This is a genomic window from Kumtagia ephedrae, assembly GCF_003012745.1.
GTDB lineage: Bacteria > Pseudomonadota > Alphaproteobacteria > Rhizobiales > Rhizobiaceae > Kumtagia > Kumtagia ephedrae.
This window is the reverse complement of sequence record NZ_PXYK01000017.1, coordinates 16,074-30,273: the sequence shown is the minus strand read 5'-3', so window position 1 is coordinate 30,273 and position 14,200 is coordinate 16,074. Positions and strand designations below refer to the sequence as shown.

Here is a 14,200-nt window from a genome sequence, read left to right as displayed (position 1 = left end):
CAGGCGATCAGTCTGACCAAGGATCAGCGCAGATAAGCGCGGGCTGGTCCGGCATGACGGCAGCAGCGGCGTCCCGTGTGAGGCATCAAACGAGCCTGCTAGTAAGTGCGCTGGCGACCACAAATCTGCCAGTCGGGCGATCGATGTGAGTGACCTGCGAGCTCAAACACGCGGTGAACTTCGTCGGCTGTCTGCCGGGTCGTTACCAAGATTGCGAAGGCTGGGCGAGACTTGCGTGGCCAGCAGTTCTATGCCGCGCAAGACCTGTGAGAATGGTTGCGCACCGATGTCGATCTGGCCGGCAAACAGGTCGCATCCGGTAGCTTCATGAAGCAGAGAGAGCTTGTCGACGACCTGCAGAGGGCTGCCGGCGATGAGCGATCCTGTCGGCGACCAGAAAGCGCGATACTGGTCCTGCGGTATGGAGCCCTTGAAGAGAGGCTCAAGGTAGGCGGAGTAATAGGGAAAGAAGTCCGCCATCGCACCGCTCTTAGTGGAGACGTGCGCGTGGCCGAAGACAGCGACCTCTGGGCGCGCTGAAGCGCTGCGACCGCGGTCCGTCCAAGCAGTGCGGTAGAGTTCAGCCAACTGCCCATAGCGCGGAATCAAACCGCCTAACAGCGGCAGCGTCAGACGATATCCCTCCCGAGCGACGCGCTGCACACTTGCGGGCGATACGGCGCCGACGCTGATGGGGAGGCGTGGTTGGGCCGGGCGGGGCGCTATCGGCGCGTCCGATAACGGAGATCGAAATTGTCCTCGCCAGGTGATGCGCTCGGATGTGTTCAGGCGTTCAAGTAGGTCGAGCTTTTCTACGAACAAGGCATCGTAATCAGCCATGTCGTGTCCAAAGAGGGCATAGTTGTCGTTGAAAGCTCCGCGCCCGACGATGATTTCAACGCGACCTCCGGACAGCAGATCGGCCGTAGCGAATTCCTGGAATGTCCGGACGGGGTCGGCGGTCGCGATCAAAGTGGTTGCGCTGGACAGGCGGATCCGTTTGGTGACGGTTCCTATCGCCGCGAGTTGCACCGCGGTCGCGGAATTGACGTAGTCGAGGCCGTGATGCTCGCCGACGCCGATGAGGTCGAGCCCGGCCTCATCGGCGAGCTTGGCCATTTCCATCATCTGCGCCATTCGCTCGGCCGGGCTGATCGTTTTGCCGGTCACAGGGTCGGGTCGCAGATCACCGAATGTGTAGATTCCGAGACGCATCTCCGCTGGCTTTCATGGCAGTTTGACGCCGCGTTCAGCAGCAATTTGGGTGGTGATCTCCCAGAGCTTCGCGGCCTTCTCGCAGTTCCAGCCGATAGGGCGAGGCCGCCAACGGCTGGGGTTGCGCAGTGCAGCGCCGTTTGCATCGGACACGGACGCGTGGGTTAAGAAGGCCACGATATTGCGCGCGGACTTTTCCGGCGTGGTGCCGAACCGACCCATGACCCGCATGATGAACGGCATGCGTTTGTCCAGCATCGCCTTGGTCTTGGTCGGTCGGGCGCAGCAGGCCGCGATCGAGACCGCTCCACCTCGCCACCGCCGTGCCGCTTCTTGGACATGCAGAAAGCCCAGCGCCTGCGTGCCGAGAACGGCCCTGAAAAATCCCCAGTTGCGCTTCTCGTACTGGAGGTCGTTGAGGTCCGGGATCATGACTTCCAAAACTGAGCCCGAGACATGGGCGATGCGGCCATCGCCGGACGCCTCCAGGGCGTCGCGCAGCAATCTGTTGACGGCGGCGCGCGCGAAGTACTGAAGCGCGAACGTGAATTCCAGACCGTCGGGCGTGATCTGCTTGCCTTGGAAGGCGCTCATGGCGCTGTGGGTCACGCCGTGCAGCACAGATCGCCACTCAAGTACGTCGCGCGCAGCGGCCGCGATGCCTGCGGCCGTCGAAAGATCGGCTTCCACGAACCGAGCAGACGCCGCGCCAGCCTTAGTGAGCGCCGCGACCGTATCGACGCCTGCCTTCTCGTCGCGTGCGACGACCAGCACGTTCGCCCCTCGTCGAGCGAGCTCCATCGCTGCCGCGCGCCCCATGCCCGCCGTGCCGCCGAAAAAGACGAAATTCGCGTCGCTAACGGCCCGTTCGTTCACCATTGCCAATCCCTTCTGCCGTCGCTGGCGGTGCGATCGCTAGTCAAGCGGGCCGTGGTGGTGCGTAGGGGGATGGCTTCTTCCGCCCCGCGTTCTGCGTCAGGAAGGAGACGGCCAGCACTACGAGGCCTATGGCAGCCGGAGGAGCGCCGGAGTAGTCGGCGGCATGGAGGTGTGCCGATAGCGCCAGCAGCAGGTGGTAGAACATGCCGGCATAGGCGAGATCGCTGAGGGCGACGCTCGCCCGCGAGAGGATCGCCGCCACGCCCAGCAGCTTTACGATGATCAAGACCGGCACGAGGTAGCCAGGGAAGCCTAGGTTGCCGAGGAGCTGACGCACCATGTCGCCCTGCGTGATGTAGAAGGTCGCCGAGGCGACGTAGAGAAAGGCCAGAAGGCCTGTGCTGATCCAGTAGGCGTATTTGCGCATGAAGCTGCCCCCTCAGGCTTGCCGCGAAGTGAGGGCCTCGCGGAGAGACTTGGGTGCGCGCCCGGAGAGCCGCTGCACGTCGGTCGTCAGGACATCGAAATAGCCTTGGACGAATGTCGTCTTGATCTCGACGATGGCGTCGATGATCTCCGCCGGCAGGCCGGCTTGCGTCAGGCCGTGCCGCAGTTGGTCCGGCCCGATGACGATCCAGCCGAGAGGCCTGCCGAGGATCTCGGACGCGATGGCCGCCCGTTCAGTACCGCTGATGACCGCGGGCCCGGTGGCATTGTAAATTGCGCCGGCATGACCGTCGGTGAGGAGGGCTCCGGCAGCTGCGGCGGCCAGATCGTCGCGGGAAACGAAAGCCACGCGTTCGTCGCCGAGACCGGCCAGGACGCCTTGGCCTTGAGAGCTCAGAATCTCATCGACCATGGATTCGGCGTAGTAGTTCATCCGCAGGATGGTCCAGCGGGACGCATTGCGGATCAGGTGCTGTTCGCCGGTCCAATAGGATTCGCCCACAGTCGGAACGGCAGCTTGGCGCGTTCCGGCGGCGGACGTCAGATAAATGTGGCCGACGCCCGCCTTTACCGCGGCGTCAATGGCCGCTTTCAGCTGGACCCCGCGCACACCGGGACGCATGTCCGCGCTCGGTATGATGATCAGCCGATCGAGGCCGCTATAGGCCTGGAGCAGTGTGTCGGGCTGGTCATAGTCGCCCGCTCGCGCCTCGACGCCAGTGATCTTGTCGGGCGAGCGTGAGATCGCCACGAGGTCGTGGCCCGCACCACGCTCCTGCAATTCCTCGACAATAGCGCCACCCAGTTTGCCGGACGCTCCGCTTACGCCAATCCTCATATCGCGACCCTATCCACGAACAATTTGTTCGTGACGATATGAATGATATCTTGTAAGTCCGCAAGAATGCACAGGAAGGTGCGCCACGCACACCGATGTTCGTGCCCGCAGGGAGCGAAGACATGAAGGCATCAATTGCTGTTAAGGAAGCAAGTGCTGGCGACGAGCACGACCATGAAGCCTGCCGGGCGCTAGGGCAGATCCTGGACCGGGTGGGAGACAAGTGGACCGTGATGGCGGTCGGCGCTCTCTCCAAGGGGCCGCTTCGGTTCAACGCCCTGATGCGGACGATCGGCGGGGTCTCGCATCGGATGCTGACACTGACCCTCCGCGGGCTGGAGCGCGATGGTCTGGTGACGCGCACCGCCTATCCCACCATTCCGCCGAAGGTGGAGTATGAACTCACTCCACTCGGCCGATCGCTCATTGAGCCTCTAAGAGTTCTTAGTGGATGGGCTATAGAGAACCGGCCCGCGATCGAGTTGTCGCGCGCGGCGTTTGATAGGGCTGGAGAATAAGGCTGGAGAGACCCGCCTTGGTTGCTACGTCCTGGCTTTTCGTGAGAGCGTTTTAGTGGGACGGTTACCGAGCTTCTTCATCCGAAGTTGGGATGTTTGTCATACCGATGAACCCTGTCTGCTCTCCGATACTCTGGTAATTCATACTAGCGATGGTTTTTGATCGTTCTTGTCGAATCCCAGATAAGGCAACATCTCTCATCCTTTCACGCGGTCGAAAGGAGGCAGCAATGTTCAACGACGAAGCCATCATCCATCCCGCACTTCACCATGTGGGTCTGACTACAGGCGATATGGCACGGCTCAGCGACTGGTATGCGAAGGTGCTGGGAATGCGGCTCGTCTACCAGTCGGAAAACCCGATAGGAGCAGCCGAAGGGGTTCTACGCCCTCGAGCGGCGTGGCTTAGCAACGACGCGGCCAACCATCGCATCGCGTTGGCCGAGCTTCCCGGGCTCGAGTTCGATACCGAGCGCGGGAAGCATCAACGCCTGCAGCATGTCGCCTTCGCCTACCGCACGCTCGACGAACTGCTCGGTACCTATAAGAGGCTCAAGAGGCTCGGCATTGTCCCCGTGCTGGCGGTGGACGAGGGCGCGCAGATCGCATTCTATTACGAGGACCCCGATCGCAACAGTGTTGAGCTGAACGCCAGCAACTTCGGCGACTTCGGCGACAACTGGACGTCGATGGAGCACATGTTGAACTCGCCGGATTTCGCAAAACGGCCGCTCGGCGTGGACGTAGACCCCGACAAGCTTGTGGCGGCGCGTGAAGCTGGAGCCACGCCTTGGGAGCTGCACAAGCGTGCATGGCGGAAGGAGTTCGCGCCCGCTACGCCCTACGATCCTATGGTTCTGCTCTGACGCGAGGACAATACCGGTCATTGTGGGAGGGCTGGCGGGTGGCGGGTCGTAGTAGCCTTCGACATCCCTTCTCAGCACTCAGTGGTATCGCCGATGAAAACTGATTTGAGCTTCTGGTTGTTGCTGGCGACGGGCCTCAGTCTTGTCGGTGTCGGCGCAACCTACTGGTATGATCCAGAGGTGATGTACCGCCTCTATGGCGCGGATGCGGGCGGAAGCACGGAACACCATCTTGCGCGGACCGCATTCGGCGGGCTGCACATCGCTATCGGCATCGCCTTGCTTTTCGGCGCTGGGACCGATCGTTTGCGGACCGCCGGTCTACAGCTACAAGGCATTTACCTCGCCGGGATCATCTTCGGCCGGCTTGGAAGCTTCCTGTTCGATGGGCGCCCGACATCTCCGATCATACTTCCTGAGTTTGTCGTGGAGATAGTTCTGTTCGTGGCCACGGTTGGGCTTCTCAAGCGAGCAACACGGGCCGATCCAGGGAGGTGAACGCGCAGGCTTCTCTTCTTTCCGATGGATGCGGGTTTGGCACCGAGCTTTGCGCACGCGACAGCCGCTGGCCGTGGCCTGGTTGACGTAAGGAGCGGCGCTCACGCGCCGCCGAACTTCCAGACCGGGATGCCGAGCTTCTTGGCCTTGTCGGCGAGGTTGTCGTGGATGCCGGTGCCGGGGAAGTGCATCACGCCCTTGGGCAGGATTTCCAGCATCTCGTCGTTGCGCTTGAAGGGCGCTGCGCGGCCGTGCTTCGTCCAGTCGGGAGCGAAGCCGATCTGCGGCACGTTGCGGTTCGTGGCCCAAAGCGAGGCGATCTTCTCGGCGCCTTTCGGCGATTTGCCGTGCATCAGCACCATGTCCGGGTGCTTTTCGTGGACCTGATCGAGCTTGGCCCAGATCAGGCGGTGATCGTTGAAGTCGAGCCCGCCTGTGACGAGGATCTTCGGACCAGGCGGAAGGAGGATCGTCTGCTCGGCGCGCCGCTTCGCTGCCAGGAAGTCGCGGCTGTCGATCATCGCCGAGGTGAGATTGCGGTGGTTCACCTTTGATCCGCTGCGCGGAAGCCAGGTCTTGCCGACGTGGCGCTCGTAATGTTCGGCGGCCTGGTCGCGCATCAGTTCGAAGGCGTTCTGGCGTTCGATCAGGGTCTGCCCCTCGGCGATATGGCGCTCGAGTTCGACCGCCTTCACCTCGCTACCGTCCTGTTCACGCTGCCCGCGGCGTTGCGCCTGCTCGTTGTCGTCCAGTTCGCGCGCGATCCGGTCGGTGGCGCGGTGGAAGACGTTGACCGTCGACCAGAGGAGATCGTCGAGGTCGGGTTCGAGGCGAGTGTCTTCCAGCGTTCCGATCAGGGCGTCGAAGATGTCAGCGATGGCGCCCGCAACTGCATTGCCGTCGGGGAGAAGTCGTTGGTCGGGTTCATCCTTGAAGGGACGGTAGCCGTGGAGCTGGAGCTCGGTGAGGACATGGTCGGTGGGTGATGAGGCGTGATGCGGTTCGAAGTCGTCGTGCTCGCTCATGGGATGCTCCGTCGGTTGGACCGCGACCCTCGCGGCCTTCATGGCGACGAAAGCCGGCGGGCGGGCCAGCCCTGCACCCGGAGCGCAGCGCAGGGCTGGAGCGTGAGCGGAGGATGGCGAAGGCCGGCGATTTTGCTTCGCGATGGAAAGGCGCGGCACGCGCCGCCGGAAAATCGTCGGCCGCAGCCGTTGCCGGGCGGGCCCGTTTGCTGGCCGATCGCCCTCTCGAAGGCCGAGGCGCGGTCCCCCTCCGACGGTTGGTGCATCCGCGCGGGCATGACGACGCACCGCCATTGTCGCTCTCGCGCGCCGGGCTATGCCGCCAGCGCCATGAACCTTGCGACGTCTTGGGGTGCGATTTGCATCCGCGACTGTTGCCGCAGATGCTCGATGCCGAGGGTGCGGAGATCCTCGTTGAAGTCGCCGAGCGTCGGCGAGATGACGATCGCCTCGATCCCGACCGCGTTGGCCCGTTCGATCAGGCTATCACGCGCACCGTCACCGGCCGGATCATTGTCGCGCACGATGTAAAGCCGTCGCAACGTGCTCGGGAACAGGATGGCGGCGAGATGTGCTGCCGAGAGCGCCGCCAGCATCGGCATGTCGGGAAGCACTTGTCGGAGCGACAGGACGGTCTCGATGCCTTCGCCAGCCGCCATGACCTCGCCACCGATGCCAAAGCGCACCGCGTTGCCGAGCAGGTCGCCCATCGCTCGCCTCGGTGTGTCGATAGGCGCCTTGTCGCGCGATCGGGGATCGACCCAGGTCCGGTGCGCGCCCGTGATCTTGCCGTCGAGGGCTGTGACAGCGGCGATCATCGCCGGCCATGTCTCAGTCGGCGAATGCTCGTCGGGCCGGTAGTAGCAGCGTGGATGGAAGCGAAGGCTTCCGGTTCCGCGTAAATCCGTAATGCCGCGCTTCCGTAAATACGCTTGCACGATTGTGCCCGTTATCGGCTGCGACATTCCGACGAGACGTCGCGCTGCTTCCGGCGAGCCGCTTGGTGCTGGCCGTTGGCGCTCCTGAAATCGTGGTTCCGGCTCGGGTGGTGGCATGCTGAGGAAGGTGCGTGCCTCGTCGGCCACGTCCTTGAAGTCGACTAGGCCGCAGCTTTCCCGGATGACGTCGAGGAGGTCGCCATGCTCGCCGGTGGCGGCGTCGGTCCATTTGCCGGCGGCGCCTTTGCCGCTGTCGCCGCCCTTCAGTCGCACGAACATCGATCGGCCCGGCGTGTTGCGCGCATCGCCAACGAGCCAGTAGCGGCCTTCGCGGTGGCCGTTGGAGAGATAGTGGCGACAAACTGCCTCGGCCTGAGCCGCCAGCCGTCGCGCGAGATCTGTGGCGGGTTGCATCGCTGACTCCGAGACGAAAAATGGGCCCGCCGTTGCCGGCAGGCCCTCGGGGGATGTGTTGCTCCTTCGGCTATTCAGCCGCGATCACATGCATGTCGATCTCGGCCGGCTCATCTTCGACCTGCAGCTCGGTTTCCGCCATGGCCGTTTCGCCGCCGTCTTCCGCCGCATCTTCGACCTCACGACCGCCGGACTGGCCAGTCTCGACGGCTGATGCGTCATCGACCGCGTTGACTAGGTGGCCGGGCGTGCGCAACGGCTCCGGCAACCAGCCGGACCCGGCGAGCAGTTCCTGGGCCTTTTCGGCCATGTCGCCCTTCTTGAGGTGCTCGATGCGATCACCGGCACGCGTGCCCTTCGCCTCGCGCACCGAGGCGAGAATGCGCGCCTTGGTGACACGGCCGAGATAGTTGTCGATCGTGGGCTCCCATCCGGCCGCCACCATGTCGAGATCGACCGCCTGGGCCAGCAGGTCAGCATGCGCAAGGGCACGAGGCCGACGGTTGTAGGCCTCATAGATCGCGTTGACCGACAGCGACACGCAATGTGCAAACAGAGCGCGGCGGCTGTCGCTGTCGAACGCCTGCAGCGCGTCCCACAGGTCGCCAGGTTCCTTCGGAAGCGCCGCCACCCAGGTCTGATGGCGGCCGTCGACTGCCGAGGCCAGGCTGCTGTCACTCAGACCTGGCGCCTGTGCGCCGAAACTGACGCTCTTCAGGTCGAGCTCCAGGCAGGTGTCTGAGCCATAGTGATAGAAGGCCCGAAGCGTGAGCGCATGGAGCGCGGCGAGGAAGGCGACGTCGGGGTGCTCACCGATCGCGTGGCGCAGAGCCAGCGTGCGATGGGCAGTCAACTCGCTCATCAAGCGGTCCGGGATCGGCTTCATGCCATCGTCTTCCTCGGGCTCTGCCGTCGTTTCGATGTCCGCGATCATGTGATCGTCGTCATTCTCTGCGCGTGCCGAGATGGTGCTCACGCCGTCCGCGATCTCGGGGTCGACTTCCCGTTCGATCGGTTGTTCGTCCTCGGGGCGAACATAGCCGCGCTCGACTCGTAGGTTGCCCGATCCGTCGATGCTGACGAAAGCGCCGGCCCGCGCGATCTCCTCGGGATCGAAGACGATAGGCCGATCGTCGAGCGCGCTGATCGCGGTCTCGATCTCCCCGAGCCGTTCGTCCACCTCGTCGGGCAAATCCTCGGCATCGGCATAGGTTTCCTCCAGTCCGTCCAATTCGGCCTGAAGGGCGTCGCGCGTGGCCTGTTCCTCCTCGGTGAGAGGGAGCTGCTCGCCACGGAGGTGGCGCAGGCCGTAGGTGTGGCCGTAGGGGAAGTCCGGCGCGACATCGATCCACTTCCAGCCCTCGGCGGAGATCGCCTCGGACTGCTCACGCAGCTTCTCGGCCACCTGCATGTCGAGAAGGCCGACATCCTGCAGCCAGCCGCCGTCGTCACCCTGGAACAGGTCGTGCATGATGACGCCGCCAGCTTCGGCGTAGGCTTCCAGCCCGACGAACTGTGCACGCTTGTCGGCGGCGCGAACCGCGCCCTCGGTGAGCATCCGGCGGATGAGATGCGGTTCCTTGCTGTAGCCCTGTGCGAGGCGCTCGAAGACCTGCTCCTGCCGCTCATGATCGCCGTTGACCGTGAACGCCATGAGCTGATCGAGGGTCATGCCGTCGGCGGCATAGACGTCGAGGAGCGTGGGCGAGACCGACGCCAGACGCAGGCGCTGCTTCACGACCGAGACCGAGACGAACTGATTGGCGGCGATCTCCTCTTCGGACATGCCCTTCTCCCGGAAGGTCAGGAAGGCGCGGAACTGGTCCAGCGGATGCAGCGGCGCCCGCTGGATGTTTTCGGCCAGCGAATCCTCCTCGGCCATGCCGCCCTCGCGGACGACGCAGGGGACTGGCGCGTTCTTGGCGAGGCGCTTCTGCTTCACCAGCAGTTCAAGCGCCCGATAGCGGCGGCCGCCGGCGGGGATCTCGAACATGCCGGTCTCGTTGCCGTCCGCATCGCGCACCGGCCGCACGGTGATGCTCTGGAGGAGAGTCCGCCGGGCGATGTCCTCCGCCAGCTCCTCGATCGACACACCGGCTTTGATCCGCCGGACGTTCGCCTGGGAGATGACGAGCTGGTTGAAGGGGATGTCGCGCGACGACGACAGGGTGATTTTCTTCGCAGCAGTAGCCATGGGAATGTACTCCATGACGGGCGGCCGAGAGTCTCTCTCTCGACCTCCAACCCGTCACGGAGCGAAGCGCCGCCCTCTTCCTCTAAGGAGGCAGCGCCACGAACCGGCAACCTGAAAGACACGGAAGCGTAAAGCCGGAGACACGGAAAACCGCATCTCCAACCTTGTGACCTCAGGCGGCTCGATCGAGCAGTTTTTTCGCCTTGGCCTCCATGTCGAGGCGGGCGTCCTGATGCGGCTTGTCGCGCGCGACGGCGGTGATGCCCTGCACGAAATCGAAGATGCTCTCGGGCGGTCGTCCTTCCTCGGCCAACACCGTGTCGATGATCTTGCCGGTTTCGGCCTTGGCGAAGCCGCGACGACGCAGGAAGTCGGTGCGGTCTTCGTCGGTTCTTGCCACGATCCGCTCGCGCGCCGCCTTGATGCCGTTGACGAAAGGCAGGGGCGAGGAGTTCGCGAAGTTCAACAGTGCCGGGGCCGCCTCATGCGCAAACCGGTTGGCAGCGTATTTGCTGTGGCGGATGGTGATTTCCTCAAATTCCTCCACGCCCCATAAATTTCGATTTTGGCAGACCGCGCGGAGATAGAAGCTCGCCATGCCGAGGGTCTTGGCGCCGACCTCGGAATTCCAGCAATAGAACCCCCGGAAATAGAAGTCGGGCGATCCGTCCGGCAGTCGGCCGGCCTCGATCGGATTCAGGTCGTCGACCAGGAACAGGAAGACGTCGCGATCGGAGGCATAGAGCGTCGTCGTGTCCTTGGTGATGTCGACGCGCGGATTGTAAATGCCGGTCGACCAGTCGAGCACGCCCGGCACCTTCCAGCGGGTGTCGCCCGTGCCGTTGCCGGCGATGCGCTGCACGGCTTCCACAAGTTCTGCGTCGAATATCCTCCCATAATCTGGGCCGGTGACGGCGCGCAGTTCCGTGCGGCCGTCATCGGTTTCCAGCGTCTTGATCTGCTCGGCGCGATTGGATGTCAGGCCATATTGCAGGTTGATGCCGGCGAGCGCCGCCGGGAGCTGCCGTAGATAGGCAGCGGGTGCGCCGACCAGGCTGGCGAGCTGGCCGAAGGACCAGTGTGTCGGCGCAATGGCCGTATCGGTGCCGGGCAGGATCAGGGCCAACCGCTCCGGGTTGTTGCGGTTCGCCTCCACATGGATCAGGCCGCTTTCCACTACGCGGGTCCGGCTGCGGTCGGCGCGGTCGCGCACCGATCGCGCCAGTTCGGAGAGCGAGAGGTAGCGTTCGTCGGCCGGACGCGAGAACCACTCAGACGAGACGCGGCCGACCCGCTCGCCGCGGCCGACATCCACCTTGTAACCGCCGGTCGTGTCACGGCGCGCATCGAGAACTTGCATGTTCATGGGACCAATCTCCACGACGGGCGCGGGAGCCTCTCTCCCAGCTATTCACCCGTCACGGAAACCGGTCCGCACTCTCACTCTCAGGGGGCGTTGCGGGGTCTCCCCGCAGAAGGGGTCGGTCGAGACCTTGGGCTCGGCCGCAGGGGAAGGCTTTCCCCTTCAGGACATTGGTCGAATTCGCTCTCGCTCGTTCACGATGTGTAGGGGGAGGCGCTTCCAACATGCTTGCGGGGAGCGTCAAACGGCCCATTGAGGAAGAAGGCGAGATACTCGGCCACCAGGCCCAATTCTTCGTTTTCTTTGCCGATCGGAGCCCGGGTGAAGATTTCCAGCGCCGTAGCGAGCAGCCGGTCATAGGGGCGCGGGTGAATGGCAAAACGCGGGGAGAGCGGATGGCCGAAATCCGTCGCCATGGCCGCGAAGATGGCACGTTGAACATGGCCATTGCCGTCAAGGAAGGCGTGAATTTTCCCAAACCAGCAGAAGGTGTAGGTCAAGGCGATCAGCCTGCCGAAGTCGTCTGCGTTGGTGTCCGCAAGCAAGTCTCGGGAGTTCTTTAGCAACTCGGCCATGCGCGACACCACTTCGCCGGGCAGGCAGAATTCATAGTCGTTACCCGCCTCGAGTTGGCTCTCGGCAGAAATCCTCCGGTCGAAGAGCGAAGTGCCAGGCGTGCCGCGATAGGTGCCTGCATATCGGGGTGGTCGGAAGGCGCGAAAGGCGCAAACAATTCCCGATGCAGGTCGAGCGGATTGGCCAAGATAGCCTGTCGCCGATGGGGATCTGCAACGATCTCGGCCAATAGCTGTCCGCAGCGCGCGGACATGGCGGCGTCATAGTCTTTCGCCGTATGCGCTTGCCATCGTGGCGGGGAGCGTCGTCATTGTTCGGTTCTCTCCGGCTTGTGTCCCGCGCTTTAGGTGAGGAAGGGCTGGCGCGGACCGGGCCATTCGTCGGTTTCCATCTGGAGCGCGAGATCAGCGCTGGCGATGCGCCGCAAGCTTGATGCGGCGATAAATTGCACTCCCAAAGCGAGCCTGACGACCTGCAGCCGCTTCAATCCGGCCGGCTTGTATCGGCTTTCGACATAAGGCGGCAGGGCGCCTACGACGGCTTGGACGCGCTGGTCATCGCGGTGCGGACGCGCGTCCGCCATACGGCGGGCAAGCGACGACAGATTGTGACCGTCCTTGCCCTTTCTGAAGGAATCCGGGTCGACACCGTCCCGGACAAGAGCCGCCTTCATCGAAAGTTCGGCCACCATACAGATCGGCTGGATTACCGAGTCATGGCTGAACGTCGTCGGGAGGGTGTTCGCCACATCTTCGAGATTGGACCGCGCCATGCGCCAGAGCGTGGTCGCCGCTGGATTCCCTTGTTCGACTTCATTCAAACCATTGGTGAGATCGTGGAGATCGGCGACCGCGAGAGAAACTTCGCCGGCAATTGCCCGATCCTGCCTACACCAGTTCCACCATTCCTCGGCGCTAGAGAACCCTGCTATCTGCCAGGGCTGGAGCGACACCTGGCCGAACACGACCGGGAAGGTGAGCTTGCGGACCTGATCGACGGACGCAGCGAAACCGATCCCAGCACCTGGCCAGCTCGTGCTGACCTCGGGCACCATGGCGGTATAGGTGTCCATGATCCGTTTGACTTCGGGGTTTCCGCCGACCCCCATGACGAAGTTGGAACCGAGAAGCTCCATTGCGGCACGGAATGGCCGCTGATGGACGTGGATGCCTTCCTCCGCGTATTTCAGATCGAGCCGGCGAAGATCATCCAACGTCCATGCGGTCATGTGCGCTTTTCCTTCCTTTGCGGATTTCAGGATTCCAAGATCTTCGGAAATCCGCTTTTGAGACGGCGCGAGGGACGAGAGCGCTCCACCACCAACAGAACTGCGGTCCCACGTCTTCTTCATTCGTATGGAAGCTCCCCGAACAGCCCGATCATGAGATCACCGTCGTAGAGCGAGAACGGAATCTCGACATAGTGGTCGCGATGGCGCGGCAAGGCGCGACCGTCGTTCGGGCCGTTCTTGGTGTGGCCCCGGACGTGCTCTCCATTTTCCTTGATGTAGGGCAGTACAACGAGGCGGCCGTGATTGGTGGAGAGGATCGTCCCTTCCTTCCAGATCGTCGCGCCTTCGGACTCGCGCGTCGACGATGTCTCCTTGACCTGCCAGCCGACACCACCATCCGGCTCGTACCAGAAGACGATGCCATTTGAGACGAGCACACGGTCGCCCCGCGCAAGAGCTTCGGCGAGCATCCGCTGAACGCTTGCGAGCTGGAGCAATTGATTGGCGCGGGGCAGAAGGATCTGTCGGATCTTGGCCTTTGCCTTTCCCCAATGGGTGCTGGCGCTCAGATCGAATCCATTGGCGATCTTCGCGCGTTCTGCGGTCTGCGCGGCCTTCTCGCCGGCGTGATAGGGCTTCGACCAAACGCCATCCGGGCCTAGGTATAGAAGGGCGTGGGTCCATCGGTTGTTCGAGCGACCCACCTTGGCCACTCTCAGATACGGCATTTCGGCCAGTTGCTCAGCGAGATCCTGACGGTAGCGCTCGGAGTCCGGCGCGAGCTTCAGGGCGGCGGCGTCCGGCCGTTCGTCATCGGCGTGACGGCGCAAGGCTTCCGCGAGCATCAGCGCTTCTTCGTCTTGCAGACGCTGTTTGGCCTGCAGGGCCTTGTCGATCTTGAGTTCAAGCGATCGCTTGACGATGGGGTCCAAGGCGCGCGCGGAAAGCGCCTGCAGCAAGGTTGGATTGAGCGCGTTGGCGGCCGCGATAGCTTGGCGATCGGGATAATGGTCGGCAAAGACCGTGTCGTTATCCCCCGGCACCATGCGCTCTCGCCAAATCGGCGCTAGCTCGCCCTTGTCGATGAGCTCTTGCATGAACCAACGCTCGAACAAGGGACGATAGTGGGGCCAGACGGCCAGGACGACATCGGACGCCCGTTTCAGCTCGGACCATTTCACCATCTGGCGTCGCCTCC

At 63.3% G+C, this 14,200-nt stretch carries 14 protein-coding genes; 3 read left to right on the top strand and 11 right to left on the bottom strand.

All coding sequences use genetic code 11. The features are described 5' to 3' along the window. Positions 1 to 162: 162 nt before the first annotated feature. The 4 genes from C7I84_RS17535 to C7I84_RS17520 are packed head-to-tail and all read right to left on the bottom strand — an operon-like array spanning position 163 to position 3,379. Entirely contained in the window at positions 163 to 1,215 is a 1,053-nt protein-coding gene (locus C7I84_RS17535) for an LLM class flavin-dependent oxidoreductase (protein WP_106773514.1), read from the bottom strand. Positions 1,216 to 1,227: 12 nt separating this feature from the next. Next, positions 1,228 to 2,094, bottom strand: coding sequence for an SDR family NAD(P)-dependent oxidoreductase (locus tag C7I84_RS17530; protein ID WP_106773513.1), 867 nt, complete (start codon positions 2,092 to 2,094; stop codon positions 1,228 to 1,230). A 40-nt stretch (positions 2,095 to 2,134) separates the two neighbouring features. Then, positions 2,135 to 2,521, bottom strand: coding sequence for a DoxX family protein (locus tag C7I84_RS17525; RefSeq protein ID WP_106773512.1), 387 nt, complete (start codon positions 2,519 to 2,521; stop codon positions 2,135 to 2,137). Positions 2,522 to 2,533: 12 nt separating this feature from the next. Beyond that, a complete protein-coding gene (locus C7I84_RS17520; RefSeq protein WP_106773511.1) occupies positions 2,534 to 3,379 on the bottom strand; it encodes an SDR family oxidoreductase in 846 nt (281 codons plus the stop codon). 122 nt (positions 3,380 to 3,501) lie between these two features. Here C7I84_RS17520 and C7I84_RS17515 point away from each other — a divergent pair, with 122 nt between their 5' ends. The 3 genes from C7I84_RS17515 to C7I84_RS17505 all read left to right on the top strand — a co-directional run bounded on the left by C7I84_RS17515 (position 3,502) and on the right by C7I84_RS17505 (position 5,261). Beyond that, positions 3,502 to 3,897, top strand: a complete 396-nt coding sequence (locus C7I84_RS17515; protein WP_245428484.1) for a winged helix-turn-helix transcriptional regulator — start codon at positions 3,502 to 3,504, stop codon at positions 3,895 to 3,897. A 230-nt stretch (positions 3,898 to 4,127) separates the two neighbouring features. Beyond that, positions 4,128 to 4,763 (top strand): VOC family protein, encoded by a 636-nt coding sequence (locus C7I84_RS17510; protein ID WP_106773509.1) that lies wholly within the window; start codon positions 4,128 to 4,130, stop codon positions 4,761 to 4,763. A 93-nt stretch (positions 4,764 to 4,856) separates the two neighbouring features. Beyond that, positions 4,857 to 5,261, top strand: coding sequence for a DUF4345 family protein (locus tag C7I84_RS17505; RefSeq protein ID WP_106773508.1), 405 nt, complete (start codon positions 4,857 to 4,859; stop codon positions 5,259 to 5,261). Positions 5,262 to 5,362: 101 nt separating this feature from the next. On the opposite strand, the gene C7I84_RS17500 is transcribed toward C7I84_RS17505, so the two are convergent. From C7I84_RS17500 to C7I84_RS17470, 7 genes are all read right to left on the bottom strand, one after another. Continuing rightward, on the bottom strand, positions 5,363 to 6,286 hold the full coding sequence (locus tag C7I84_RS17500) for a DUF2493 domain-containing protein (RefSeq protein ID WP_106773507.1): 924 nt from the start codon (positions 6,284 to 6,286) through the stop codon (positions 5,363 to 5,365). A 314-nt stretch (positions 6,287 to 6,600) separates the two neighbouring features. After that, positions 6,601 to 7,638 (bottom strand): DUF7146 domain-containing protein, encoded by a 1,038-nt coding sequence (locus C7I84_RS17495; protein ID WP_106773506.1) that lies wholly within the window; start codon positions 7,636 to 7,638, stop codon positions 6,601 to 6,603. Between the two features lie 70 nt (positions 7,639 to 7,708). Next, positions 7,709 to 9,832 carry a ParB/RepB/Spo0J family partition protein gene (locus C7I84_RS17490; protein ID WP_106773505.1) on the bottom strand — a complete coding sequence of 708 codons (2,124 nt, stop codon included), beginning with the start codon at positions 9,830 to 9,832 and terminating at the stop codon, positions 7,709 to 7,711. Between the two features lie 172 nt (positions 9,833 to 10,004). Then, positions 10,005 to 11,198, bottom strand: coding sequence for a DUF932 domain-containing protein (locus C7I84_RS17485; RefSeq protein ID WP_106773504.1), 1,194 nt, complete (start codon positions 11,196 to 11,198; stop codon positions 10,005 to 10,007). Positions 11,199 to 11,389: 191 nt separating this feature from the next. Further along, positions 11,390 to 11,842 (bottom strand): Fic family protein, encoded by a 453-nt coding sequence (locus tag C7I84_RS30620; protein ID WP_280954224.1) that lies wholly within the window; start codon positions 11,840 to 11,842, stop codon positions 11,390 to 11,392. Between the two features lie 272 nt (positions 11,843 to 12,114). Next, a complete protein-coding gene (locus C7I84_RS17475) occupies positions 12,115 to 13,122 on the bottom strand; it encodes a HEPN domain-containing protein (RefSeq protein WP_245428482.1) in 1,008 nt (335 codons plus the stop codon). Then, a complete protein-coding gene (locus C7I84_RS17470) occupies positions 13,119 to 14,186 on the bottom strand; it encodes a hypothetical protein (RefSeq protein WP_106773502.1) in 1,068 nt (355 codons plus the stop codon). The genes C7I84_RS17475 and C7I84_RS17470 overlap by 4 nt, the downstream gene beginning before the upstream one ends. Between the last annotated feature and the right edge of the window lie 14 nt (positions 14,187 to 14,200).